The 23392-nt window shown below is 64.4% G+C and carries 23 protein-coding genes and 1 tRNA gene; 9 read left to right on the top strand and 15 right to left on the bottom strand.

Annotated features, from left to right (window positions below):
• Nucleotides 1-72: 72 nt before the first annotated feature.
• The 3 genes from X727_RS142685 to X727_RS1000000168615 all read right to left on the bottom strand — a co-directional run bounded on the left by X727_RS142685 (nt 73) and on the right by X727_RS1000000168615 (nt 2043).
• Nucleotides 73-873: a transporter substrate-binding domain-containing protein gene (locus tag X727_RS142685; RefSeq protein WP_023671323.1), complete on the bottom strand. Its 801-nt coding sequence runs from the start codon at nt 871-873 to the stop codon at nt 73-75.
• Between the two features lie 54 nt (nt 874-927).
• A complete protein-coding gene (locus X727_RS142690) occupies nt 928-1743 on the bottom strand; it encodes an ABC transporter ATP-binding protein (RefSeq protein ID WP_023671322.1) in 816 nt (271 codons plus the stop codon).
• Nucleotides 1744-1887: 144 nt separating this feature from the next.
• Entirely contained in the window at nt 1888-2043 is a 156-nt protein-coding gene (locus X727_RS1000000168615) for a hypothetical protein (protein WP_196815015.1), read from the bottom strand.
• On the opposite strand from X727_RS1000000168615, the gene X727_RS142695 reads away from it, so the two are divergent.
• The 4 genes from X727_RS142695 (at nt 1970) to X727_RS142710 (ending at nt 5953) form a co-directional block, all read left to right on the top strand.
• Nucleotides 1970-2842 (top strand): dimethylarginine dimethylaminohydrolase family protein, encoded by an 873-nt coding sequence (locus tag X727_RS142695; RefSeq protein WP_023725952.1) that lies wholly within the window; start codon nt 1970-1972, stop codon nt 2840-2842. The two genes, X727_RS1000000168615 and X727_RS142695, sit on opposite strands and share 74 nt — an antisense overlap.
• Nucleotides 2812-3480 carry a TetR family transcriptional regulator C-terminal domain-containing protein gene (locus tag X727_RS142700; RefSeq protein WP_023834789.1) on the top strand — a complete coding sequence of 223 codons (669 nt, stop codon included), beginning with the start codon at nt 2812-2814 and terminating at the stop codon, nt 3478-3480. The genes X727_RS142695 and X727_RS142700 overlap by 31 nt, the downstream gene beginning before the upstream one ends.
• Nucleotides 3477-5057 carry a 5-guanidino-2-oxopentanoate decarboxylase gene (locus tag X727_RS142705; RefSeq protein WP_023834788.1) on the top strand — a complete coding sequence of 527 codons (1581 nt, stop codon included), beginning with the start codon at nt 3477-3479 and terminating at the stop codon, nt 5055-5057. Before X727_RS142700 ends, X727_RS142705 begins: the two co-directional genes overlap by 4 nt.
• 188 nt (nt 5058-5245) lie before the next feature.
• Nucleotides 5246-5953, top strand: coding sequence for an SDR family NAD(P)-dependent oxidoreductase (locus X727_RS142710; protein WP_023742299.1), 708 nt, complete (start codon nt 5246-5248; stop codon nt 5951-5953).
• Nucleotides 5954-6089: 136 nt separating this feature from the next.
• Here X727_RS142710 and X727_RS142715 read toward each other — a convergent pair whose 3' ends face one another.
• From X727_RS142715 to aroA, 4 genes are all read right to left on the bottom strand, one after another.
• The gene (locus X727_RS142715) at nt 6090-6911 is read right to left on the bottom strand and encodes an MOSC domain-containing protein (RefSeq protein WP_023742298.1); all 822 of its coding nucleotides are present in this window, start codon (nt 6909-6911) and stop codon (nt 6090-6092) included.
• A gap of 247 nt (nt 6912-7158) precedes the next feature.
• Nucleotides 7159-8856, bottom strand: coding sequence for a 30S ribosomal protein S1 (rpsA, locus tag X727_RS142720; RefSeq protein ID WP_023671316.1), 1698 nt, complete (start codon nt 8854-8856; stop codon nt 7159-7161).
• A 204-nt stretch (nt 8857-9060) separates the two neighbouring features.
• The gene (cmk, locus tag X727_RS142725) at nt 9061-9705 is read right to left on the bottom strand and encodes a (d)CMP kinase (protein WP_023671315.1); all 645 of its coding nucleotides are present in this window, start codon (nt 9703-9705) and stop codon (nt 9061-9063) included.
• Nucleotides 9706-9945: 240 nt separating this feature from the next.
• Nucleotides 9946-11304: a 3-phosphoshikimate 1-carboxyvinyltransferase gene (aroA, locus tag X727_RS142730; RefSeq protein WP_023671314.1), complete on the bottom strand. Its 1359-nt coding sequence runs from the start codon at nt 11302-11304 to the stop codon at nt 9946-9948.
• A 206-nt stretch (nt 11305-11510) separates the two neighbouring features.
• Here aroA and X727_RS142735 point away from each other — a divergent pair, with 206 nt between their 5' ends.
• The 3 genes from X727_RS142735 (at nt 11511) to X727_RS0134400 (ending at nt 12644) form a co-directional block, all read left to right on the top strand.
• A complete protein-coding gene (locus X727_RS142735; protein WP_023683538.1) occupies nt 11511-11903 on the top strand; it encodes a TIGR02300 family protein in 393 nt (130 codons plus the stop codon).
• A gap of 173 nt (nt 11904-12076) precedes the next feature.
• Nucleotides 12077-12152: transfer RNA gene (locus X727_RS142740), tRNA-Ala, on the top strand.
• A 156-nt stretch (nt 12153-12308) separates the two neighbouring features.
• Nucleotides 12309-12644 (top strand): hypothetical protein, encoded by a 336-nt coding sequence (locus X727_RS0134400; RefSeq protein ID WP_245259937.1) that lies wholly within the window; start codon nt 12309-12311, stop codon nt 12642-12644.
• A gap of 48 nt (nt 12645-12692) precedes the next feature.
• Here the strand turns inward: X727_RS0134400 and X727_RS142745 are convergent, their stop codons facing one another.
• The 5 genes from X727_RS142745 to msuE are packed head-to-tail and all read right to left on the bottom strand — an operon-like array spanning nt 12693 to nt 17385.
• On the bottom strand, nt 12693-13457 hold the full coding sequence (locus tag X727_RS142745) for an ABC transporter ATP-binding protein (RefSeq protein ID WP_023683542.1): 765 nt from the start codon (nt 13455-13457) through the stop codon (nt 12693-12695).
• Between the two features lie 24 nt (nt 13458-13481).
• Nucleotides 13482-14480, bottom strand: coding sequence for an ABC transporter substrate-binding protein (locus X727_RS142750; RefSeq protein ID WP_023732650.1), 999 nt, complete (start codon nt 14478-14480; stop codon nt 13482-13484).
• 42 nt (nt 14481-14522) lie between these two features.
• Nucleotides 14523-15371, bottom strand: a complete 849-nt coding sequence (locus tag X727_RS142755; RefSeq protein WP_023711343.1) for an ABC transporter permease — start codon at nt 15369-15371, stop codon at nt 14523-14525.
• Nucleotides 15372-15395: 24 nt separating this feature from the next.
• Nucleotides 15396-16772 (bottom strand): LLM class flavin-dependent oxidoreductase, encoded by a 1377-nt coding sequence (locus tag X727_RS142760; RefSeq protein WP_023834787.1) that lies wholly within the window; start codon nt 16770-16772, stop codon nt 15396-15398.
• Nucleotides 16773-16827: 55 nt separating this feature from the next.
• Nucleotides 16828-17385, bottom strand: a complete 558-nt coding sequence (msuE, locus tag X727_RS142765; RefSeq protein ID WP_023683545.1) for an FMN reductase — start codon at nt 17383-17385, stop codon at nt 16828-16830.
• A gap of 60 nt (nt 17386-17445) precedes the next feature.
• Between msuE and X727_RS1000000168065 the strand changes: the two genes are divergently transcribed.
• Entirely contained in the window at nt 17446-17643 is a 198-nt protein-coding gene (locus tag X727_RS1000000168065; protein ID WP_155923605.1) for a hypothetical protein, read from the top strand.
• A gap of 82 nt (nt 17644-17725) precedes the next feature.
• On the top strand, nt 17726-18745 hold the full coding sequence (locus X727_RS142770; RefSeq protein ID WP_023671305.1) for an LLM class flavin-dependent oxidoreductase: 1020 nt from the start codon (nt 17726-17728) through the stop codon (nt 18743-18745).
• An 80-nt stretch (nt 18746-18825) separates the two neighbouring features.
• Here X727_RS142770 and X727_RS142775 read toward each other — a convergent pair whose 3' ends face one another.
• From X727_RS142775 to X727_RS142785, 3 genes are all read right to left on the bottom strand, one after another.
• The gene (locus tag X727_RS142775) at nt 18826-19671 is read right to left on the bottom strand and encodes a fumarylacetoacetate hydrolase family protein (protein ID WP_023671304.1); all 846 of its coding nucleotides are present in this window, start codon (nt 19669-19671) and stop codon (nt 18826-18828) included.
• A gap of 146 nt (nt 19672-19817) precedes the next feature.
• A complete protein-coding gene (locus tag X727_RS142780; protein ID WP_023671303.1) occupies nt 19818-20549 on the bottom strand; it encodes an SDR family oxidoreductase in 732 nt (243 codons plus the stop codon).
• Between the two features lie 290 nt (nt 20550-20839).
• The gene (locus X727_RS142785; RefSeq protein WP_023732652.1) at nt 20840-23212 is read right to left on the bottom strand and encodes an aldehyde dehydrogenase family protein; all 2373 of its coding nucleotides are present in this window, start codon (nt 23210-23212) and stop codon (nt 20840-20842) included.
• Nucleotides 23213-23392 lie beyond the last annotated feature (180 nt).

The raw sequence follows: 23392 nt of genomic DNA, 5'->3' as shown, positions 1-23392 counted from the left end.
AAGCATGTCTGGGAAAGATCGGGCAGGGAGGCATGGCGCTAACCCCATGCCCCCTAGCTCATGCGAGGATCGTCAGTTCGACTGCGCGCCGCCACCACCGTAAATGTCGAAATCGAAGTATTTCTTCGATATCTCGTCATATTTGCCGTTCGAGCGGATCGCCTTGATGCCGGCGTTGATCTTGGCCTTAAGGTCGGTGTCTTCCTTGCGCACGCCGGCGCCCACGCCCGGTCCGAGCACTTCATCGTCCGGAGCCACCATGCCCTTCAGATCGCAGCAGGCCTTGCCCTGGTCCGACTTCAGGAATGCGTCGAGCGCGATCGAATCCGCCTGGACGGCGTCGAGGCGGCCTGCGGCCAGATCGTTGTTGGCTTCGTCCTGGGTCTGGTATTCCTTGATCTCGGCGGCCGTGGGGCCGAAATGCTTCTTGGCATAGGCCGAATGGGTGGTCGACACCTGCACGCCGAGCACTTTGCCCTTGAGATCGTCCGGCGTGGCGCCGAATTTCTGGTCCTTCGGGCCGATGATGGCGGTCGGCGTGTTGTAGTACTTATCCGAGAAGTCGATGGTCTTCTCGCGTTCGGCGGTGATCGACATCGAACTGGCGATGACGTCGATCTTCTTGGTCGTCAGCGCCGGGATGATGCCGTCCCAGGCGACAGGCGTGATGACGCAGTCGAGCTTCTCCTCGGCGCAGACGGCGTCGATGAACTCGATTTCCCAGCCAACCCATTTGCCGGAAGCGTCCGGCGAGGTGAAGGGCGGATAGGGCTCGGCGGCGACACCGATCTTGACCGGATCGGCCTTGGCCACGCCCATGGCGGCAACGCCGAGCAGCAGCGCTGCGGCGAATGTTTTCAGAACAGTCTTCATGTCACGACTCCCAGTTTGTTGTTGGTTCCCGGTTTTCTTCCGTCCCGGCTTGTCCTAGCCGATGTTGCGGATGAACTGCTTCAGCCTTTCGGATTTCGGTGCGCCGAATATCTGCTCCGGCGGCCCCTCTTCCTCGACCAGCCCGTTGCAGAGGTAGACGACATGGGTCGCGACCTCGCGGGCGAATTTCATTTCATGCGTGACCAGCACCATGGTGCGGCCCTCGCGCGCCAGGTCGCCGATCACCTTCAGCACCTCGCCGACCAGCTCCGGGTCGAGCGCCGAGGTCGGCTCGTCGAACAGCATGACGCGCGGGTTGATGGCCAGGGCGCGGGCGATCGCCGCGCGCTGCTGCTGGCCGCCCGAGAGATAGGCCGGATAGACGTCGCGCTTTTCGGCCAGGCCGACGCGCGCCAAAAGCTTTTCGGCTTCCCTGATCGCCACGTCGCGCCTGACGCCCAGAACATGCACCGGAACCTCGATGACGTTCTCGATCAGCGTCATGTGGCTCCACAGGTTGAAGTTCTGGAACACCATGCCGAGCTTGGCGCGGATGCGTTCGATCTGCCGGCGGTCGGCGGGCACGGTGTGGCCGTGGCTGTCGGCCTTGAGTTTGATCTCCTCGCCATTGACGCGGATGATGCCGCTGGTCGGGTTTTCCAGGCAGTTGATGCAGCGCAGCAGCGTCGACTTGCCGGAACCCGAGCCGCCGATAATGGCGATCACCTCGCCGTCGCGCGCCGACAGCGAAACGCCTTTCAGCACATGCAGATGGCCGAATTTCTTGTGCAGGTTCTCGACATGGATGGCTTCGGCGGCGCCGTCCTGCGCCTTGCCGGATTGGACTGCGGCGGTTCCCGCCGCGCTCACCGGGGAACCTCTGCCACAGGGTCCACGGCAGATCGTCGAACGTCTATCCGGCTAATCAACATACGCTGTAATGCCCACTCCAGACTTCAGCATGGACCCAACAGCGCGAGCCCGTCAATCCCGCTCATTACGGCACTTGCGGCCTTATTGTGCAAGTGTATAAATAGCCTCCGATGAAAATTTTTCCATTTTTTTCACCTTGAACACGGCATTGAAAAGGGCACTGATGAGCGCTTTCGGATCACAATCCATGGCGGCGCCGTTGCGGCGCGTGCTGATGCGGTCGGCGGCCAATGCCATGCGCGGTGCCGACCGGGCTACCTGGCACTATGGCCCGGGTTTCGACCCGGCGAAAGCGGCGGCGCAGCACGCGGCTCTCGCTGAGCTGGTGACGGCGTCCGGCGCCGAAATCGAATGGATCGATGACAAGGCCGACGGGCTGTCGGATTCCGTATTCACCCACGACCCGTCGCTGATGACCGACCGCGGCGCGCTGATCCTGTCCATGGGCAAGCCATTGCGCGCCCGGGAGCCATCGCTGCATGAGGAAACCTACACACGCCTGGGTATTCCCATCCTCGGCCGCGTCCAGGCTCCCGGCCAGGTCGAAGGCGGCGATTGCGTATGGCTGGATGCCAGCACGCTGGTGATCGGGCGCGGGGTGCGCTCCAACCAGGAAGGCATACAGCAGGTTTCCAACCTGCTGACGCCGCTCGGCATTTCCGTCTACGGCTTCGATCTGCCGCTGTGGCAGGGCGAGGAGGCGTGCCTGCATCTGATGTCGGTGATCAGCCCGCTGGCCGACGACCTGGCCCTGGTCTATTCACCGCTTTTGCCGGCGCCGTTCTATCAGTTGCTGAAGGCGCGCGGCATCCGGCTGGTGGAAGGCGACGCCGAAGAGTTTGCCGCGTCCAACGGCCTCAGCCTGAACGTGCTGCCGACCAGCCCGCACAAGGTCATTGCCGTCGCCGGCTTTCCCAAGACCAAGGCCGCGATGGAAGCCGCCGGCTGCACGGTTCAAATCTTCGAGGCGGATGCCCTCTGCATCGCCTGCGAAGGTGGGCCGACATGCCTGACGCGGCCCATCCTGCGGCAATGAATGAGCGCCGCAAGTTCCGCCGCGAGGGCGAGGAGCGGCGGCGGCAGGATTTGATCGACGCGACCCTGGACAGCGTGGCCGAACATGGGCTGGAGGGCGCCAGCCTGCGCACCATCGCACTGCGCGCCGGCGTCACCGCGGGGCTGATCCGGCACTATTTCCCCGGCAAGGAAGACTTGCTGCAGGAAGCGTACGCGGCGGTGATGGGCCGTATGACCGAGCAGGCGAAGGCAGCATTGCTCATGGAAGACGCCGCGCCGCGCCAGCGCCTTGCGGCCTTCGTTACCGCCAACCTCAACGCCCCGATCATCGATGCACGCGTGTTTTCGCTCTGGGCAACCTTCATCGGCCGCGCCGGCGCGGATCCGAGCCTGGCTCGCGCCCACCGCGAAGGCTATCTTGGCTTTCGCAACGAGGTGGAAGCAGTCGTTGCTGAAGTGCTCGGCGCCGAGCAGCGCAGGCCAAACGCAAATGAACTGCGCCGCCATGCCATTGCCATCAACGCGATCATCGACGGGCTCTGGATCGAAGGCTGTATGGCCGCAGAGATGTTCTCGCCTGGCGAATTGGCGGCGATCGGCGTCAAAGCCATAGAGGCCGAGCTCGGCCTCGCACCGCAAAAGGGAGAGAAGCCATGACCACCATCGGCGAAGCGCTGATCACGCTGCTCGAAGCGCATGGCGTCGACACCGTTTTCGGCATTCCTGGCGTCCACACTGTCGAGCTTTACCGCGGGCTGGCGCGTTCAAAGATACGCCATGTCACGCCGCGTCACGAACAGGGCGCCGGCTTCATGGCCGACGGCTATGCCCGTGCCAGCGGCCGGCCGGGCGTTGCCTTTGTCATCACCGGACCGGGGCTGACCAACACCATCACCGCAATGGGCCAGGCGCGCGCCGATTCGGTGCCGATGCTGGTGATTTCGGGCGTCAACGCGATGCCGACGCTGGGAAAGGGGCTGGGCTTCCTGCACGAACTGCCGGACCAGCGCGGCATGATGGAGAAGGTGGCGCTGTTTTCGCAGCGTGTCACCGAGGCCAGCGAATTGCCTGGCGCTTTGGCGCGGGCCTTCGCGCTGTTTTCGTCGTCGCGGCCGGGCCCCGTCCATATCGAGATCCCGACCGACGTCATGGTCAAACCGGCCGACGGCATCGCTGCTTCGCTCACCAATGCAGCGCCGCCGGCGCCGGATGGCGCAGCCATTGCCGAGGCAGCCAAACTGATCGCAGCCGCGCGCCGGCCGCTGATCCTTGCCGGTGGCGGCGCCAAGCGCGCCGAACAGCCACTGCAGCGCCTGGCCGAGCGGCTCGGCGCACCTGTCGTCCAGACCGCCAATGCGCGCGGTCTGCTGCACGCGCATCCGCTTTGCGTGCCGGCCAGCCCCAGCCTGAAGGCGGTGCGTGCGCTGATGGCAGACGCCGATCTGGTCATCGCCGCCGGCACCGAATTCGGCCCGACCGACTATGACGGTTACAGCGACGGCGGCTTCGTGCTGCCCGCCAATCTGATCCGCATCGATATCGGCGCCGACCAGCTCGCCCGCCGCCCGGTGAGCGTCGGCATCCAGGCCGATTGCGCGGAGGCGCTTGGTGCACTGCTAGGCGCGCTCCACCCTGATCATGCCGCAGCGAAGGACGGCGAGAGCCGCGCAGCCGCGTCGAGGAAGGCGGCCTTTGCCGAGCTCAGCCCGGCCTATGCCGCGCAGGTGCGTGCGGTGGAAACCATCCGCGACGCACTGCCGGGCGCCATCATCGTCGGCGATTCCACGCAGCCGATCTACGCCGCCAATCTCTATTACGACCATGACCGGCCAGGCGGCTGGTTCAACGCCGCCACCGGTTTCGGCGCGCTCGGCTACGGGCCGCCGGCGGCGATCGGCGCAGCGCTCGCCACGCCCGGCGTGCCGGTGGTTTGCCTCACCGGCGACGGCGGCTTTCAGTTCACCTTGCCGGAGCTGGGCGCGGCGCTCGATGCACCCGCACCGGTCATCTTCGTCGTCTGGAACAACAGAGGCTATCGCGAGATCGAAACGTCGATGCTCGATGTCGGCGTCGAGCCGGTCGGCGTGTCCCCGGCGCCGCCGGATTTCTGCAAGCTGGCCGATGCCTACGGCATATCAGCCGAACGGCTTGCCGGTACTGCCGGTCTCGCCGATGCGCTCAAACGCGCACGCGCAACGGGCATGCCTCACGTCATCGAAATCACCATCGACTGACGCCTGGCCGCGCGCCGTACGTCCATGCGCGGGGGTCGGAAGGGGCGGTCGGCGGCTTCGAGCGATGCAAAGACGCAACAACTGCCATGTCGAGATGTCGGTTGAGTGATCGTGCAAAAGGCGCGACGCTCTGCGTCGGGTCGGCACGACAAGCGACATAATCATAAGAAACGACAGGAGCGTCCAGGATGACGGAAACAGTTCAGGGCAAGCATATCGTGGTGACCGGTGGCACCGGGGCGCTGGGTGCCGCGGTCGTCGGCAAATTGCTGGCGGACGGCGCGATCTGCCATGTGCCCAATGCCCACGCGTCGGCCCCCACGCATTTCCCCTTCGCGGCCCATGATCGCGTCCGGCTGGCGCACAATGTCGATCTCGCCGATCCTGCCAAGGTCGATGCCTTCTATGACAGCGTTCCCGAATTGTGGGCCTCCATCCATCTGGCCGGCGGCTTTGCCATGGCCCCCGTCGAGAAAATCGAATCCGCATCCTTTGCCGAAATGATGGACACCAACGCCCGCACCGCCTTTCTGTGCTGCCGCGCGGCAGTGCGCTCCATGTTGGGCTCGAACACAGCGGGCCGCATCGTCAATGTCACGGCACGCGCCGGGCTCGACCCGCGCCGAGGCGCCGGCATGGTCGCCTATACCGCGAGCAAAGCGGCAGTGGCGGCGATGACCGTGGCGATGGCGGAAGAGCTGAAGCACAAAGGCATACTGGTCAACGCGGTGGCGCCCTCGACGCTCGATACGCCGGCCAACCGCGCCGACATGCCGGATGCCGATTTCGGCAAATGGGTCAGCCTCGAAGCCGCCGCCGAGGCAATCGCCTATCTGGCATCACCGGCCAATCTGGCAATGAGCGGAACGCTGGCGCCACTTTACGGCCGCGCCTGAAGTTCCGCCGCGCAGGCGACTCATTTGGTTTGGCTTCCGATGGCGGCCTTTGCCGACCTCGCCTGAGTCTACAGCGGAGGTTGGCCATTCAATCATGGCGTCCGCCGACGCCTCCACGGCATTAGAAGGCCTGCGACTACGTCAGGTTCGAGACGCCCGCTTCCACGACCTCGACTGCGTCGCCGATGGCGATCGCGCCGGCGTTGTTGGGAATCGCATTCTGGCCGAAGATGATGCCGCCCTTGGCGGAGCAGTGGAGTTTGCCAAGCGTCTGCAACGGCTCGCGCGGGTCCGGCTGCTCGCCGCTCAACGGATCTCGGGTGGTGATGACGCAGCGCGAGCAGGGCTTTGCGATCCGCAACTCCACCGTGCCGATGCGGATCGTCTTCCAGCTGTCTTCAGGCCATGCGCCTTCTGCGTCGACGACGATGTTTGGCCGGAACCGCGCCATCTCGATGGGCCTGGCAAGATGGCTGTTCAGATGGTTCAGCGAGCCTGTCGTGGCGATCAGCAGCGGAAAACCGTCGGCAAAGCCGACGAAATCGCCGGGCTGGCCGAATTCCGCATCGACCGGCCGGTTTTGCGGATCGTCGAAATAGACGAGATCGACAGGCCGGCCAAGAATAGCCGAGAGATAGGCGCCGGCGGCCGGATCGCCCGGCCGCGCGGCAGCCATATCCTTCCAGATCTTGACTTGCCGGAGCGCGGTGCCGGGAGCCGGAGCCTCGACGAAGTGCGAGCCATGCCTGTCATGTTTCAACAGGATGCCCGTTCCGCGATGCTCGACGTCGATCGTCGTCATATCAGGTATCTGGCGAATGGTGAGGAACTGCCCATCCTTGTCGACGACCATCCAGCGGCGGTCGCCTTCCATGCCCATTGTCTCGATGTCGGCGCTCGGCACGGCATGGCCGCGCAGGCTCTTGACCGGATAGCGATAGAGTTCGACGACCTTCATCGCGCATGCTTCTCCGTTGCCCGAAGGGCCGGACTTCCGTGTTTACGTCTGCAACGACGGCCGAGCCTACAACCGCGCGTGTGGAATTGAAGGGGTTGCACAGTCTTAGTCTAGTGCCAATCGCGCAGCCGAGCATGAAAAACCCGCGAGCCTTGCGGCCCGCGGGTTTTCTTGTTCAGGCTGCGCGCGAGGCGCAGCCGAGGCTTACGCTTGCGCGAAGCGGCTTACGCGCTGCGCGCAAAGCGGCTTAGCTGCCCTGCTTCTTCAGCGCGGCGCCAAGGATGTCGCCCAGCGAAGCGCCGGAGTCGGTAGAGCCGTACTGTGCGACGGCTTCCTTCTCTTCGGCGATTTCCAGCGCCTTGATCGAGACCTGCAGCTTGCGGGTCTTCTTGTCGAAGGCGATGACGCGGGCGTCCAGCTTCTGGCCGACCGAGAAGCGCTCGGGGCGCTGCTCGTCACGGTCACGGCTGAGGTCGTTGCGCTTGATGAAGGTCTCTATGCCGCTGTCGACCAGCCGCACTTCCAGGCCGCCATCCTTGATGCCGGTGACTTCGCAGGTGACGACCGCGTTCTTGCGCAGTTCGCCTGAAGTCGCCGCTTCGCCGACCGTATCCTTGGCCAGCTGCTTGATGCCGAGCGAGATGCGCTCCTTGTCGATGTCGACGTCGAGCACCTGCGCCTTGACCATGTCGCCGCGATTGTACTCTTCGATGACCTGCTCGCCCGGACGGGTCCAGTCGAGGTCCGAGAGGTGCACCATGCCGTCCACGTCGCCTTCAAGGCCGATGAACAGGCCGAACTCGGTCTTGTTCTTGACCTCGCCCTCGACCTGGCTGCCGACCGGATGGCTCGCGGCAAAAGCCTGCCACGGATTCTCGAGCGTCTGCTTGAGGCCGAGCGAGATGCGGCGCTTGGCCGGATCGACCTCGAGCACGACCACGTCGACTTCCTGCGTCGTCGACAGGATCTTGCCGGGGTGCACGTTCTTCTTGGTCCACGACATTTCCGAAACGTGGATGAGGCCTTCGATGCCCGGCTCCAGCTCGACGAACGCGCCGTAGTCGGTGATGTTGGTGACGGTACCCTTGATCTTCTTGCCGATCGGGAACTTGGTGCCGATCTCGGACCACGGATCGCTCTCGAGCTGCTTCATGCCGAGCGAGATGCGGTGGGTTTCCTGGTTGATGCGGATGATCTGCACCTTGACCGTCTGACCGATGTTGAGGATCTCGGTCGGGTGGTTGACGCGGCGCCATGCCATGTCGGTGACATGCAGCAGGCCATCGATGCCGCCGAGGTCGACGAACGCACCGTAATCGGTGATGTTCTTGACGACGCCTTCGACAACCTGGCCTTCTTCGAGGTTCTGCACGATTTCCGAACGCTGTTCGGCGCGGCTTTCCTCGAGCACGGTGCGGCGCGACACCACGATGTTGCCGCGGCGGCGATCCATCTTGAGGATCTCGAAGGGCTGCGGGTTGTGCATCAGCGGAGAGACATCGCGGATCGGGCGGATATCGACCTGGCTGCGCGGCAGGAAGGCCACGGCGCCGTCGAGGTCGACGGTGAAGCCGCCCTTGACCTGGTTGAAGATGACGCCTTCGACGCGCTCACCCTTGGTGAACTTCTCTTCGAGCTTGACCCAGCTCTCTTCGCGGCGGGCCTTGTCGCGCGACAGGACGGCTTCGCCCAGCGCGTTTTCGATGCGCTCGACCATGACCTCGACCGTGTCGCCGACCTTGAGCGTCGAGTCCTTGCCCTTGACGCCGAATTCCTTCAGCGGCACGCGGCCTTCGACCTTGAGGCCGACATCGATGATGGCCATGTCTTTTTCGATCGCCAGGATCGTGCCCTTGACGACCTGACCTTCGCCGGAGTGACCGGTGGTAAATGATTCTTCGAGCAGGCTCGCGAAATCGTCGCGAGTGGGATTTGCAGCTGACATATTTTCTCCTGGAGTGCCCCGCATCTGAAGCGGGACGGGCGCCGTGGGTTAGCGTTGCGTTGGCCTGCCGGCGTTCCGGGCTACAAAAGCCCTGGGCCGCCTAAGCGGCAATTCCGGCGCATGAAGAATGCTGGCAGGCTGGTTCGTGCCCGATATGGGTATTTTCTTCGCTTCCGGCAATCGGTGGAGCGGGAAAACCCTGGATCAGGCTTTGTCTCTCTTGGCCAGGGCGTCGTCGATGATCGCTTTGGCCGCCAGAAACGCGGCCTCTATAGCCATTTCGGAGGTATCAAGCAAGTGCGCGTCCGCCGCCGGCTTCAGCGGCGAGTCGGCGCGGCCCATGTCGCGCTCGTCGCGGCGCACAATATCGGCAAGAATTTCGGCGAAATCGGCGGTGCCGCCGATGCTTTCGATCTCGGCCAGCCGGCGCTGCGCCCGCACTTCGGCGCTCGCCGTCACATAGAGCTTTATGTCGGCGTCAGGGCACACAACCGTGCCGATGTCGCGCCCGTCGAGCACCGCGCCTGGCGGTGTCCTGGCGAAATCGCGCTGCTTTTCGACCAGGATGCGCCGGACGGTAGGGTAAATCGCGACCTTCGAGGCCGCCTCGCCAACCGCATGCGCCGACAGCACCGCACGGTCGAGCTTTGCCAGATCGACCTGGCGTGCGGCGGTTTCGGCTGCTGAGACATTGTCGAGTGGCAGCGCGTGCCGGATCAACGCATAGGCGACGGCGCGGTAGGTGAGGCCGGTGTCGAGCAGGTTGAGGCGGTAGTGGTCGGCCAGCCGTCGGGCCAGCGTGCCTTTGCCGGCGCCGGCGGGACCGTCGATGGCGATGGTGAAGGTCATTGGCGGGCCAACACGAAAGACAGACGCCGCGATCCTTCGCGCCCCCCTCTGTCCTGCCGGACATCTCCCCCTCCAGAGGGGAGATCAGAAGCTTCTGCGCCCCACTCTTTCCTGCAATTTCGAAAACTGGCGAAAGCCGCTGTGACGGCCGATCTCCCCCCTTGAGGGGGAGATGTCCGGCAGGACAGAGGGGGGCGCTGTCCCGCCGACATCTCTGCTTGCTTTGCGCTTGGCATCAACCTACCCGATCTCCGCACCGAGCCCCGTCATCAGACCCATGAACTCCGGGAAACTCGTCGCGATCATGGCGGCGTCGTCGATGGTCACCGGCTTTTCCGTTGCCAGCCCCATTACCAGGAAGCTCATGGCGATACGATGGTCGAGATGCGTCTGCACCGTCGTGTCCTGGCCATTGGGATGGCCGCCCAGCCCCTTGCCGCCGGGCTTTCCGCGCACCGCGAGCGAAGCTTCGCCTTCGGCGCAGTCGACGCCGTTGAGCTTCAGCCCATTGGCAACCGCTGCCAGTCGGTCGGATTCCTTCACCCGCAGCTCTTCCAGCCCCTGCATCAACGTCTCGCCCTCGGCGAAGCTTGCGGCAACCGCCAGCACCGGATATTCGTCGATCATCGACGGGGCCCGCTCGGGCGGCACGGTGACGCCCTTGAGCTCGGAGTAGCGCACGCGCAGATCGGCAACATCCTCGCCGCCGGCATTGCGCGGGTTCAAGATGTCGATCTGGCCGCCCATTTCCTGCAACGTTAGAAGCAGGCCGGTGCGGGTGGGGTTCATCAGCACGTTCTCGATGACGATGTCCGAACCCGGCACGATCAGTGCCGCGACCAGCGGGAAGCCGGCCGAGGAGGGGTCGCCGGGCACGGCGATGGTCTGCCCCGTCAATTTGCCCTGGCCCTCGATGAAGATGTGGCGCACGCCGCGCTCGTCGGTCTCGACCGAGAGATTGGCGCCAAATCCCCTAAGCATCTTTTCGGTATGATCGCGCGTCATCACCGGTTCGATCACGGTGGTGATGCCGGGCGTGTTGAGGCCTGCCAGCAGCACGGCCGACTTCACCTGCGCCGAGGCCATCGGCACGCGGTAGGTAATGGGTGCGGCGTGTTTCGGCCCATGCAGCGTGATCGGCATGCGGTCGCCCGGCGTCGCCTTCAGCACCTGCACGCCCATCTGGCGCAAGGGTTCGAGCACGCGGCCCATCGGCCGTCCCGACAGCGATGCGTCGCCGATGAAGGTCGTTTCCATGTCGTAAGTGCCGACGAGGCCCATTGTGAGGCGGGAGCCGGTACCGGCATTGCCGAAATCGAGCGGGCCTTCCGGCTGCAGCAGCGCGCCATTGCCGGTGCCGCGGATCACCCACTCGGCGCCGCGCTTCTCGATATGCGCGCCCATCGCCTTCATGGCGGCCGCCGTGCGCATCACATCCTCGCCTTCGAGCAGGCCGGTGACGCGGGTTTCGCCGGAGGCAAGGCCGCCGAACATCATGGAACGGTGCGAAATCGACTTGTCGCCCGGCACGCGAGCGGTGCCGGAAAGGGCGGATGATTTGCGGGCGGTGGCCGGCTTGGCAGCGGCGGCGTGAGACATGGAATTTCCCTGGACGGAATGCCGGCGCGCCGGCGCTTTTCATTTGTTGCGGCGGTCTCGTATCACGGCGGGCACGAATGGTCATCCCCATGGTCGTCGCTTGGCGCGAGGCCTTTCAGTGCTTGGTTTTGTGACGCCGGCTTTTCGCTTTGACAGCGCGGTAAACTGTGGTTAAGGGGACCACTCTTTTACTGACGAGGCTTGACGTGGCAAAAAACGAACTTGGCACAAAGCGTGTCGACCCTGAAACGGGCCGAAAATTCTACGACCTGAACAAGGACCCTATCGTCTCGCCCTATACGGGCAAGACGTATCCGCGTTCCTATTTCGAGGACGGCAAGATCGCCGCCCTCGAAGAGGAAGAGGAAGTGGCCGAGAAGGAAGTGGACGCCGAGGAAGAAGAAGGCGTTGAAGTCGTCTCGCTTGAAGAGGCCGACGAAGACGTCAAGGCCGGCGACGAGCTTCCCGACCTGGGCGACGACGAGGACGATGTCGATCTAGGCGACGATGAGGACGATACTTTCCTTGCCGACGAAGAGGAAGAAGACGACGACGTCGCCGACATGATCGGCGTCGGCGACGACGACGACGAAGTCTAGGAACGCTTCGAACGCATGCATTTAGCGGCGTTGACGGGCTATGACGAAAAAGCGGCCCTCGAAGGCTTGATCTTCAGGGAAGGCGGGGTTAGAAGCCGCCTGCACTAAACGGCGCGGTCCTGAAACCCGCGCCGGACCTCTCGCCGGCAACGGCGACGGCTGACTGCCGGAGTGGGGCCATAGCTCAGTTGGGAGAGCGCTTGAATGGCATTCAAGAGGTCGTCGGTTCGATCCCGATTGGCTCCACCAAACAGTCTTTTTCCGACGCTCGGTTTCGCGGCATTCGTGCTTGTCGCCTGCCAGTCGGCGCCTGAACCATCATCGCCGCCGCCAACGCCCGCACCTCAGCCCATGGCGCCTGCCGCGATCTCTGCTCCTGATGGTGCGGCGGTCCTCGATCCATCCGTGCGGGTTATGCCGCCCGGCGAAGGCGTCCCGGCCAAGTATGTCGCGTTTTCCGGCATATGGGGCGGACAGCTGGACGGGATGTATGACGGCAAGCTCGCCGTGCTGACGATTACGCGCGGCGGCAATGTCACCGCCACCTATGCCTGGGGCGATGTCGCCGACAACAAACCGGGCGTGGCCGACGGCGAAGGCAAGATTTTCGGCAACACGTTGAAACTGCGGCGCCTTCCCAATGGCGCGGACGTCAGCGCGGTCATTCAGGCGGACGGAACGCTGGCCGTCACCTATGGGCTTGCCGACCGAACCTATACGGGCACGTTCACCAAGCAATAATTGCGAGAGCTAATCTTCCGGGGGAGCCACGGCTGGCCCCTTCCCCGATCAGTGCAGGCCGAATTCGCGCAGCAGTTCTTCGCGATAGCGCACGAAGCGGCTCTCGCTGCGCTCGCGCGGGCGTGGCAGGTCGATGTCGATCAACCGCGCCGCGCCGCCTTTCTCCTTGGGCAGGATCAGCACCCGGTCGGCAAGATAGATCGCCTCCTCCAGATCGTGGGTGACCATCACCATGGTGACGTTCTCCTCGCTCCAGATGCGCGCCAGTTCCTCCTGCATGCCGATCTTGGTCATGGCGTCCAGCGCCCCCAGCGGCTCGTCGAGCAGAAGGATCTCGGGCTGCACGGTGAGCGCCCGGGCGATGCCGACGCGCTGCGCCATGCCGCCGGAAAGCTGGCTCGGAAAAGCATCGGCGAATTCGGCAAGGCCGACCAGGGCGACGTAGAAGCGGGCGCGTTCCTCGGCCTGCCTCTTGGGAACACCGCGCACTTCGAGGCCGAACGCGACATTGCCGAGCACGCTCAGCCACGGCAGCAGCCGCGGCTCCTGGAAGATCACGGCACGCTCGGCGCCGACGCCATGCACCGGCTGGCCGTCGATCGCGACACCGCCGCTGTCGGCCGCCTCCAGCCCGGCCAGAATACGCAGCAGCGTGGTCTTGCCGGAGCCGCTGGCGCCGACAATGACCAGGCATTCCCCCGAACGAATGTCGAGGTTGAGCGTCCGCAGCACGGCAAGCTGGCGCCCGCCGAGGCTGAAGGATTTGGACAGGTCGCGGATCGAGACCTCCCCGCCGCGGTTGGAACCGGTCATCTCATCTCTCAGCTATTTCAGAGCTCAGTTGATCTTGGTTTCGCCGGGCCGGTACAGAATGTCGGCGGCTTTCAGCTTGCCCTTGGCCAGACGGCCGTCGCGCTCCAGCACGGCGACCCAGAAGTCGATGTCGCGGTCGGTCGCCTGCGCACCTTCGCGCAGACCAAAGCCGGTCCAGTAGCGGGCGAGATCGCCGTTTTCACCGCGCTTGTCGAGGATAGTGGCCAGCACCTTGCGGGCTTCGTCCGGGTTCTGGCGCGACCAGTCCGAGGCGCGCGCCGACTGTTCGACGAAGTTGCGCGCCGCATCCGGGTTGGCGGCAATGAAGTCGCGCCTGAGTACGACGAAGCCGCCGGCGAGCTCGCCGAGCACCTGCGTGTCGTCGAACACGCCGCGCACGCCGCCATTGGCGACCAGCGCGCCGGCAAAGGTCGCCTGCCAGTAGCCGAGGCCGGCAATGTCGACCTGGCGCGAGCGCAGCGTCTGCTCAAGCTGCGGGCCGGGCACGACAATGAGGTTGGCGGCGGTCGGCGGCAGGCCGACGCTGTGCAGGGCCTCACGCACCGTATAGTCGAGATGAGCGCCGAGCGTGTTGACCGAGATGGTCTTGCCGGCAATGTCGGCGATCGATTTGATCGGGCTGTCTTCCAGCACGTAGAAGACGCTCTTCACATCCTTGTTGATGCCGTTGCTCGGATACGCCGCGACGAAGTCGTTGCCGCCCGAGATTGAGTTGATCACCGCCGCGGTGGCGGCCGAGCCGATGTCGACGCTGCCGGAAGACAGCGCAAACAGCGATTCCGGTCCACCCGAGGAATAGCCGACATTCTCCAGCTCGACGCCGAGCCCTTTGAAGTAGCCAAGCTCGTCGGCCAGCTCGTGCGGGGAGATGCTGCCACGGCTGGCGAGGTAGCGGAACTTGACGGCTGCGGCTTGCGCAAAGGCCATGCGCGGCAGGCCGGCGGCGATGAGGCCGGCGGCAAGCGGCGCGCCGGCAAGCAGCGAACGGCGGGTGATTTTCATGATCGGGTCCTTCCTGGAGGTAAACGGTGAGGGGCGGACTGCTCAGTTGACAGGATTGCTCCAGCGACAGAGCCGCCGCTGCAGGGTGACCAATGCCTGGTTGGCGATCAGGCCAAGCCCGGCGAGGATGACGATTGCCGCAAACATCAGCGGGATCTGGAAATTGTACTGCGCGTTCATCACCTGGAAGCCGATGCCCTTGTTGGCACCGATCATCTCGGACGCGATCAGCAGCAGCAGCGCGGTGGTGGCGCTCAGCCGCAAGCCGACGAAGATCGACGGCACGGCGCCCGGCAGTACGACGCGGCGAAACACGGTGAGCCGGCTCGCACCATAGACGCGCGCCATTTCAAGCAGCTTGGGATCGACTTCCTTGACGCCGCTGGTGGTATTGAGCAGCAGCGGAAACAGCGTCGCCCAGAAGATGACGAAGATCTTCGAGGTCTCGCCAAGTCCCAAGAGCAGGATGAACACCGGGTAGAGCGCCAGTGCAGAGGTCTGCCGGAACACCTGCAGGATCGGATCGAGCGCGGTTTCGACCGGGCGCACCTGGCCCATGAACAGGCCGAGCGGAATGGCAACGGCTACAGCCGCCGCAAAGGCGATGCCGGCGCGTTGCAGGCTGATGGCGATGTCGCCGAGCAGGCTGCCGCCGGCAAGCCCCTTCCAGAGTGCGACGACGATCATGTCGATCGGCGGCAGCACCGCCGCGTTGACCCAGCCGACGCTGCTCGCCACCTGCCAGAGCGCCAGGAAGCCGGCAAGCACGCCGTAGCGCTTCAGGAAGCGAACAGCCGCCTTGCTGCCGAGGTTCAGGAAGTCGGTGCCGAGCCCAGTTTCGCCACCACTGCGGCGAACCGTGATCTGCCGATCGATGTGCTGCAGCGTCATTGCTTCACCCCTTCGATGCCAAGGTCATTCGGCGGCAAGGACGGTCGAGCGGGCGACGGTCCATGGATTTTCCGGGCGCCTGAGGCCGAGATTCTCGCGCAGCGTGCGGCCTTCGTAAGCCGTGCGGAACAGGCCGCGCCGCTGCAGCTCGGGAATGACCAGGTCGACGAAATCGTCGAGCGCGCCGGGCAGCCAGGGCGGCAGGATGTTGAAGCCGTCGGCCGCCTCGCTGGTGAACCATTCCTCCAGCTGATCGGCGACCTGCGTGACGCTGCCGACGATGGTGTAGTGGCCGCGCGCCGTCGCTACCCATTGGTAAAGCTGGCGGATGCTGAAATTGTGCTCGTCGGCAATCTGCCGGATCAGCGCCTGGCGGCTTTTCATGCCTTCGGTTTCCTTGCTCGGCGGCAACGGGCCGTCGAGCGGATAGCCCCTGATGTCGAGCGTCTGGCCGGCCAGCCCGTTGAGCAGGGCGACACCGTCCTCGGGCAGGATAAGGTCGTTAAGCTGTTGGTATTTGGCACGGGCCTCGTCCTCGGTGCGGCCGACGAAGGGCGCGACGCCCGGCATGATCAGCACCTGGTCGGGATCGCGGCCGACTTCAGCCACGCGCGCCTTGATGTCGCGGTAGAATTCCTGCGCCGTCTCGAGCTTCTGATGGGCGGTGAAGATGACCTCGGCCGAGTGCGCGGCAAGCCCACGGCCGTCTTCCGACTGCCCCGCTTGTACGACAACCGGATGTCCTTGCACCGGGCGCGGCACGTTGAGCGGACCCTTGACGTTGAAATGCTCGCCCTTGTGGTCGATGTCGTGCAATCTGTCCTTGTCGTAGAAACGGCCCGACTGCTTGTCGCGGATGAAGGCGTCATCCTCCCAGCTGTCCCACAGCGCCTTGACCGTCTCGACATGCTCATGCGCCCTGGCATAGCGCTCGGCATGGCTGGGCTGGACGTCGCGGTTGAAATTGCGTGCCGTTTCGTCGCCGGCCGAGGTCACCACGTTCCAGCCGGCGCGGCCGTTCGACAACAGGTCGAGCGAAGCGAATTTGCGCGCCAGCGTGTAAGGCTCCTCATAAGTGGTGGACGCCGTTGCGATGAAGCCGAGATGCGTCGTCAGCGGCGCCAGCGCCGCAAACAGCGTCACCGGCTCGAAGCCGGCGATCTTGGCGTTGCCGCCCTCGCGGGCGCCGAGGCCGACGGTCAGGTTGTCGGCCAGGAAATAGGCGTCGAACAGGCCGCGCTCGGCGGTCAGCGCCAGTTGCTTGTGGAACTCGAAATTGGTGGCGCCGTCGGCCGGCGCATCGGGATGACGCCAGGCGGCGATATGCTGCCCGCCGCCGGGCAGGAAAGCGCCGAGCTTGATCTGCCGCGGCCTGCTATCGGACTTGCTGGCTCGAGTCATTGCAGGCGTCCTTCTGGTCTATGCGGGATGGAATATTGCGTCGCGGATCGTGGTTTCAGGCGGCAAGGACGACGCTGTAGGGCACGCCGGCCACCCGGCATGCTTCGGCGACCGCCTGCCGGGCTCGCGCCTTGACTGCCTCTGACACCAGCACGCCATCTGCAAAGTCCTTGTCCGAGGCGTAGATCGCGGTCGGCAGGGTCTGCGCCTCGAAGAAGCCGAACAACGGCCGCAACTGGTGTTCGACGACAAGCGAATGACGCTCGCCGCCGCCTGTTGCCGCCAGGATGATCGGCTTGCCGCGCAGCGACGACGGGTCGAGCAGGTCGAAGAAGTGCTTGAACAGCCCGGTGTAGCTGCCCTTGAAGGTCGGGGAGCCGACCACCAGCACGTCGGCGCCGAGCAGCTGCTCGATAATACCGCGCGCCGCCGGATCGAGATCGCCAAGCTGTCTTGCAGGCGCAAAGGACGGGCCGAGATCCTCGATGTCGAAAACGCTCAAAGCCGAGCCGGCCCGGCTCGCCACCTCACCGGCGATGTGGCTGACGAATGCCTTCGTCTTGGACGGACGGGTCAGGTTGCCGGACAACCCCACCACCAGCTTTTTTGACATCCGAGGCTCCTTCTCGCAAACGCACTATCCGCATTAAGCCTACCGATTTTGTAGAATTAAATGAGCGAGAAGATTTCAAAACCGGGCTCTGAAGCGAATGGAGTTTGCGGTACATCGCCTTTGGTTGGTTCATTTGGCCCCAAAAGCGCCGCGGCAGATGCTGACGCGGTCGCGCAAGGCATCGCCGGGGACCATGGCCTTGGTCCTTTGCGCACCGATGGGTATCGTCGCGAAACCGTCAAGGGCCGGCGGCATTGACACTGCGTTGTGTGAGTGTCGATTGAACCCGATCGCGTGGGCGACGAAGTAGGCAACTGGAATCAAAGAACAGGATGCGCGCATGAAGAAGATCGGCCTTCTTTCTTTCGGCCATTGGTCGCCCTCGTCGCAATCGCAGACGCGCTCGGCTTCCGACGCGCTGCTGCAGTCGATCGACCTGGCCGTCGCCGCCGAGGAGCTGGGCGCGGACGGCGCCTATTTCCGCGTCCATCATTTTGCCCGCCAGCTCGCTTCGCCATTTCCGCTTCTGGCCGCGGTCGGCGCCCGCACCAGCCGCATCGAGATCGGCACCGCCGTCATCGACATGCGCTATGAGAATCCGCTGTATATGGCCGAGGATGCGGGTGCTGCCGACCTGATCGCCGGTGGCCGGCTGCAGCTTGGCATCAGCCGCGGTTCGCCGGAGCAGGTGATCGACGGCTGGCGCTACTTCGGCTACGTGCCGCAGGACGGCAAAAGCGATGCCGACATGGCGCGCAACCATGCCGAGGTGTTCCTGGACGTGCTGCGCGGCGAAGGTTTCGCGCAACCCAATCCGCGGCCGATGTTCCCCAATCCTCCGGGAATGCTGCGGCTCGAGCCGTTCTCGGCCGGCCTGCGCGACCGGATCTGGTGGGGCGCCGCTACCAACGCCACCGCCGAATGGGCGGGCAAGCTCGGCATGAACCTGCAAAGTTCAACGCTGAAGTTCGATGAGAGCGGCCAGCCGCTCCACATCCAGCAGGCCGAACAGATCCGCGCTTATCGCGCGGCGTGGAAGGAGGCCGGCCATGCGCGCGAGCCGCGCGTGTCGGTCAGCCGCAGCATCTTTGCGCTAGTGAACGACCGCGACCGCGCCTATTTCGGCGGCGGCAGCAGCGAAGATCATTTCGGCTATATCGAGCCTGAGAAGCTTGCCGTCTTCGGCCGCTCCTATGCCGCGGAGCCCGATGTGCTGATCGATCAGCTGAAAGAGGACGAAGCGATCGCCGAGGCCGACACGCTGCTTCTGACCGTCCCCAACCAGCTCGGCGTCGAGTACAACGCCCACGTCATCGAGGCGATCCTGAAGCACGTCGCGCCGGCTCTCGGCTGGCGCTGACAAGAGGCGCCAGCCGCCGGGGAAACAAAGAGATTGAGCGTTTCGCCGCCAAACGGTGAAACGCTCAAGAGAAGAGATGGCTAAACATCCGCCTTGAAGGTCTGCTTCTGCTGGCCGAGCCCCTCGATGCCCAGTTCCACCACATCGCCAGCCTTCAAGAACACCGGCGGCTTCATGCCCAGCCCAACGCCGGGCGGGGTGCCGGTGGAGATGATGTCGCCAGGATGCAGCGACATGAACTGGCTGAGATAGGAAACGAGATAGGCGACGCCGTAGACCATGGTCCTGGTCGAGCCGTTCTGCATCGTCTTGCCGTTGACCGTCAGCCACATTTTGAGGTTCTGCGGATCGGCAACCTCGTCCTTGGTGACAAGCCACGGCCCGGTCGGACCGAACGTGTCGCAGCTCTTGCCCTTGGTCCACTGGCCCTGGCGCTCGGCCTGGAAGGCTCGCTCGGACACGTCATGGGCAACGGCATAGCCGGCGACATAATCCAGCGCCTCGGCTTCGCTGACATATTTGGCTTTTCTGCCGATGACCACGGCGAGTTCAACCTCCCAGTCGGTCTTTTCCGAACCGCGCGGGATCAGCACGTCATCGTCGGGACCGACAATGGCCGAGCTTGCCTTCATGAAGATGATCGGCTCCGGCGGCACGGTGGCGCCGGTTTCGGCGGCATGGTCGGAATAATTCAGGCCGATGCAGATGAACTTGCCCGTGCCGGCGACGCAGGCGCCGAGGCGCGGCTTGCCGGAAACCGCTGGCAGCGAGTTCGGATCGAGCTTCGACAATGTCTCGAGCGACGCCGGATCGAGCGCCTTGCCGGCAATGTCGGTGACATGACCCGAAAGATCGCGGATCGTTCCATCCGCATCGAGCAGGCCGGGGCGTTCGCTCCCTATCTCGCCATAGCGCAGCAGTTTCATCTTGCTCTCCAAATTGCGGCCCAAGGCCGTTTTCAAAACTCGTTCCGCCAAGCGATGACTGGGTGGACTCTGGCTATCGGACCCGACCTAGGGCAAGCCGGACTTTAGAACTGTTCGAGCCTGGACCTGCGGATCGAGGCTATTGCTCAGATCGACCAGCCGCCGTCGATATTATAGGCCTGGCCTGAGGTGTACGTGGCGCCGGCGAGGTAGACGGCAAGGTCGGCGATTTCCTCGGGCGTGCCGAGACGGCCCATCGGCTGGCGGGCAATGAAGGCCGCGCGGGCCGCCTCGTAATCGCCCTGCGCATGCATGCGGTCCTGTAGCGACGGGCTCTCGACGGTGCCGGGGCAGATGGCGTTGCAGCGAATGCCCTTGGCGACATAGTCCGCGGCAATCGCCTTGGTGAGACCGATCACGGCCGCCTTGGTGACGCCGTAGGCGAAGCGGTTGGGCACACCCTTGCCGGCGCCGGCGACGGACGACATGTTGATGATCGAGCCATCGCCGCGCTCCAGCATGCCGGGCAGTACGGCCCGAATGGTGCGGATCATGGCGCGGACATTGAGGTTGAAGGCGAAATCGAGATCGGCGTCCTTCATCTCGAGGATGGACCCGGAATGGACGAAGCCGGCGCAGTTGAACAGCACGTCGACGCGGCCGATTTCGGCGAAGCCGGATGCCACCGCATCGTCGTTGAGAACGTCGAGCTTGCGGGTCTTGATGCCGGAGGTCTTGGCGAGTTCGGCCAGCAGCGCCTCGTTGATGTCGGTGGCGTGCACGATGGCACCTGCCTTGGCGAAGGCCAATGCGCTCGCTCTGCCGATGCCTTGTGCCGCCGCGGTGACGACAACGACCTTGCCTGCCAGATCCGCCATGCGTTTCTCCTCGCCCTCTTTGGCCACTGCTCGGCCCGATTTACTGCCGGCTGACTGGGGCGTCCCGTGCCAGACAGGCGCGACTATGCGGCCCTGCACAATCCATCAGTCCATAACAAATGTTTTTTCTGGTTAAAGAACACATGTCCAAGCGTCAAGCCCGAACGCGATCACCTTCGCGACGGCTGATGTAATGCACATCGCTTGCTCTGATGCAACAACATGTATGACAACCGGACAACGAGTCACGCTGCCATGGTTCACTCAAGCACAGCGCGCTTCAGGCGGCATTAGTCGCCGTATGGCACCCAGACGTTCTTCACTTCGACGGCGCGGCGCAGCAGGGCATCGCCGGCGGCCTCGTCGGACGCCCAGTCGAGGCTGCTGCCGTTGCCGGTCCAGACGCGCTTGAGATTGCCGACGGAATCGGCCTCCGCCTTGGCGCAAGTGTCGGCATCGGCAAACAGCCAGAGCCCGTCGACATCGTCATGCTTGGCCAGCACGCCGGCAAGCTCCGCCGTGCGGCCGGTGACGATGTTGATGGCGCCTGCCGGAACGTCGGAATATTCGATCACCTGGTAGAGATCGGTGGCAAGCAGCGGGTATTTTTCCGACGGCACGGCCACTACCGTGTTGCCCATGGCAAGCGCAGGTGCGATCAGGGAGATCAAGCCGAGCAGCGGCGCGCTGTCCGGGGCGACGATGCCGACGACGCCGACCGGCTCGTGCAAAGCGAGCGTGACGGCGCGGGCCGGTGGCTGATGCACCCTGCCCTCATACTTGTCGGCAAGGCCGGCATAGAGGAACAGGCGCTCGATCGATTGTTCCACTTCCTCCCGCGCGGCCTTGGCGTTGGCGCCGGTCAGTTCGGTCAAGCGTGCGGTAAACTCGCCGGCACGGCCGGACAGATTTTCGGCGAGATAATATAGCACCTGGGAGCGATTGTAGGCGGTCGCCTCCGGCCACGCTTTGCAGGCGCGGGCGGCGGCAACGGCGTCGCGGATGTCCTTGCGGCTGCCGAGACCGACTTCGCCGGCCAGCTTGCCCCTGGCAGTGGCGACATAAACCGAGTAATTTCCATCGGGACGCACCTGCTTGCCGCCAATGAACAGCTTGGCCGTGCGGTCGATGGCGCCGCCATCCGATTGCTCGACGGGCTGCGCCGAAGACGCCGTCGGCTTGATCACCGGGCCGAGCGGCAGTTTTGCCGAGAGATATTCGAACATGCCCTCGCGCCCGCCCTCGCGGCCAAAGCCGCTTTCGCGATAGCCGCCGAAGCCGCAGGCGGCGTCGAACATGTTGGTGCCGTTAACCCAGACGACGCCGGCCTTCAATTGCGGAGCGACATGCAGCGCGAGGTTGATGTTTTCGCTCCACACCGAGGCGGCCAGCCCATAGCGCGTGTTGTTGGCAAGCTCGATCGCTTCCTCGGTGTTGCGGAAGGTCATGGTGGCCAGAACCGGACCGAACACCTCTTCCTGCGCCAGTATGTTTGCCGGCGAAACACCGGTGGCGAGCGTCGGCAGGTGGTAGTAGCCGGAAGACGGCAGCACCGCATCGGGCTGCCAGCAGACGGCGCCCTGCCTGGCGCCTTCGGCGACCAGACCCTTGACGCGGTCGAGCTGCGTGGCGTCGACCAGCGGGCCGACATCGGTGTTCTTGTCGAGCGGGCTGCCGACGCGAAGCCGGCTCATCCTGACCTTGACCTTGGCGATCAAGGCATCGGCAATGCCTTCCTGCACCAGAAGCCGTGACCCGGCGCAGCAGACCTGGCCCTGGTTGAACCAGATGCCGTCGACCAGTCCTTCGACGGCGCTGTCGAGATCGGCGTCCTCGAAGACGATGAAGGCCGATTTGCCGCCAAGCTCCAATGACAGCTTCTTGCCCGATCCAGCCGTGGCTTTCCTGATGATCTTGCCGACCTCCGAAGAGCCGGTGAAGGCGATCTTCTGGATGCCGGGATGGTTGACGATGGCGACGCCCGCTTCCGGCCCGCCCTGGACGATGTTGACGACGCCCTTGGGCACGCCGGCACGCTCGCAGATCTCGGCAAACAGGATGGCGGTGAGCGGCGTGAACTCGGCCGGCTTCAGCACCACCGTGCAGCCGGCGGCGAGCGCCGGCGCAATCTTCCATGCCAGCATCAGCAGCGGGAAATTCCATGGGATGATCTGGCCGACGACGCCGACACCCTTGTGGCCTGGGAAATCCTTGTCCAGCGCCTGTGCCCAGCCGGCATGATGGATGAAATGGCGGATGGCCAGCGGCACGTCGATGTCGCGGCTTTCGCGGATCGGCTTGCCGTTGTCGATTGACTCAAGCACTGCGAACAGGCGCTGATGACGCTGCATCGCGCGGCCGATGGCGTAAAGCACTTTTGCGCGCTGGTAGCCCGAGGATGCCGACCATTTCGGTAAGGCCTTGGTGGCTGCGGCGACGGCTGCGTCGATATCGGCGGCGCCGGCATCGGAGATCTTGGCCAGCAGCTTGCCGGAGGAGGGTTCGCTGGTCTCGAAAGTCTTGCCGCTGGCGGCCGCCTTCCAGCCGCCATCGATGAACAGCGCCTTGCCGAAATCGCGTCCGGCAAGCCAGGCATCGGCCTCGGTGCGGGCTTCCGGCGCCGGGCCGTATTCCATGGCGTGATAGCGTTCGAGAATGTTCATGACGCGCTCCAGATAATCTTCTTGGCAGGCGCTCTGTGGCGCCCCCCTCCTTCCTGCCGGACATCTTCCCCACAAGGAGGGAGATCAGCATTCGCGCCTGTCGGCTCCGAAACGTCGACGACTGGCGAAATCGTCAATGATAGCCAATCTCCCCCCAGGTGGGGGAGATGTCCGGGAGGA

Source organism: Mesorhizobium sp. L103C105A0, assembly GCF_000502215.1.
Lineage (GTDB): Bacteria > Pseudomonadota > Alphaproteobacteria > Rhizobiales > Rhizobiaceae > Mesorhizobium.
The sequence above is the reverse complement of the archived record's forward strand: the minus strand, read 5'-3'. Positions and strand labels throughout refer to the sequence as shown.

Coding starts and splice junctions, on each gene's coding strand:
- X727_RS142750 (WP_023732650.1), bottom strand. CDS start 14,480: ATGAAAATCACCCGCCGTTCGCTGCTTGCCGGCGCGCCGCTTGCCGCC.
- X727_RS142695 (WP_023725952.1), top strand. CDS start 1,970: ATGAGCGCTTTCGGATCACAATCCATGGCGGCGCCGTTGCGGCGCGTG.
- X727_RS142755 (WP_023711343.1), bottom strand. CDS start 15,371: ATGACGCTGCAGCACATCGATCGGCAGATCACGGTTCGCCGCAGTGGT.
- X727_RS142685 (WP_023671323.1), bottom strand. CDS start 873: ATGAAGACTGTTCTGAAAACATTCGCCGCAGCGCTGCTGCTCGGCGTT.
- X727_RS142705 (WP_023834788.1), top strand. CDS start 3,477: ATGACCACCATCGGCGAAGCGCTGATCACGCTGCTCGAAGCGCATGGC.
- X727_RS142770 (WP_023671305.1), top strand. CDS start 17,726: ATGAAGAAGATCGGCCTTCTTTCTTTCGGCCATTGGTCGCCCTCGTCG.
- X727_RS142775 (WP_023671304.1), bottom strand. CDS start 19,671: ATGAAACTGCTGCGCTATGGCGAGATAGGGAGCGAACGCCCCGGCCTG.
- aroA (WP_023671314.1), bottom strand. CDS start 11,304: ATGTCTCACGCCGCCGCTGCCAAGCCGGCCACCGCCCGCAAATCATCC.
- rpsA (WP_023671316.1), bottom strand. CDS start 8,856: ATGTCAGCTGCAAATCCCACTCGCGACGATTTCGCGAGCCTGCTCGAA.
- X727_RS142780 (WP_023671303.1), bottom strand. CDS start 20,549: ATGGCGGATCTGGCAGGCAAGGTCGTTGTCGTCACCGCGGCGGCACAA.
- X727_RS142745 (WP_023683542.1), bottom strand. CDS start 13,457: ATGACCGGTTCCAACCGCGGCGGGGAGGTCTCGATCCGCGACCTGTCC.
- X727_RS142785 (WP_023732652.1), bottom strand. CDS start 23,212: ATGAACATTCTCGAACGCTATCACGCCATGGAATACGGCCCGGCGCCG.
- msuE (WP_023683545.1), bottom strand. CDS start 17,385: ATGTCAAAAAAGCTGGTGGTGGGGTTGTCCGGCAACCTGACCCGTCCG.
- X727_RS142760 (WP_023834787.1), bottom strand. CDS start 16,772: ATGACTCGAGCCAGCAAGTCCGATAGCAGGCCGCGGCAGATCAAGCTC.
- cmk (WP_023671315.1), bottom strand. CDS start 9,705: ATGACCTTCACCATCGCCATCGACGGTCCCGCCGGCGCCGGCAAAGGC.
- X727_RS1000000168615 (WP_196815015.1), bottom strand. CDS start 2,043: ATGGCATTGGCCGCCGACCGCATCAGCACGCGCCGCAACGGCGCCGCC.
- X727_RS1000000168065 (WP_155923605.1), top strand. CDS start 17,446: ATGAGCGAGAAGATTTCAAAACCGGGCTCTGAAGCGAATGGAGTTTGC.
- X727_RS142715 (WP_023742298.1), bottom strand. CDS start 6,911: ATGAAGGTCGTCGAACTCTATCGCTATCCGGTCAAGAGCCTGCGCGGC.
- X727_RS142710 (WP_023742299.1), top strand. CDS start 5,246: ATGACGGAAACAGTTCAGGGCAAGCATATCGTGGTGACCGGTGGCACC.
- X727_RS142700 (WP_023834789.1), top strand. CDS start 2,812: ATGCCTGACGCGGCCCATCCTGCGGCAATGAATGAGCGCCGCAAGTTC.